The 543-nt window shown below is 64.3% G+C and carries 1 pseudogene; it reads right to left on the reverse strand.

The annotated features are described in order from the left end of the window. Nucleotides 1-543: pseudogene (locus N2041_RS14755) on the reverse strand (ATP-dependent Clp protease ATP-binding subunit ClpC); the annotation flags it as partial.

Below are 543 nucleotides of genomic sequence, written 5' to 3' on the forward strand. Positions count from 1 at the left end.
GTCGTCGAGGTTGTACTTTTCGCGGAGCTGGCGGAGGTTTTCGCGCTCGCGGCGCTCTTCGTCGCTGTAGAAGCGCGCTTTTTCAAACTCGTGGTTGGCGATGGCCGTTTCCATCCGGTGGACGATGACCTTGATGCGCTTCTGGACCTCGGCCACCTCGGCTGGCAGCGTGGTCTGCTTGAGCTTGACGCGGGCTCCGGCTTCATCGATGAGGTCGATGGCCTTGTCCGGGAGGAAGCGGTCCGGGATGAAGCGGCTGGAGGCGTAGACGGCGGTGCGGATGGCGTCGTCGGTGTAAGCCACCGCATGGAATTTCTCGTAGCGCTCCTTGATGCCGAACAGGATCCTGCACGCGTCTTCCTCCGAGGGCGGCGGGACTTTCACGGCCTGGAAGCGGCGCTCGAGGGAGCGGTCCTTTTCGATGCTCTTGCGGTATTCGGCGGGCGTGGTGGCGCCGATGCACTGGATTTCGCCGCGGCTGAGGGCGGGTTTTAGGATGTCGGCTGCGTCGAGGGAGCCTTCGGCGGAGTCGGCGCCGATGAG

Source organism: Tepidiforma sp. (assembly GCF_026419595.1).
In the GTDB taxonomy this organism is placed as follows: Bacteria; Chloroflexota; Dehalococcoidia; order Tepidiformales; family Tepidiformaceae; genus Tepidiforma.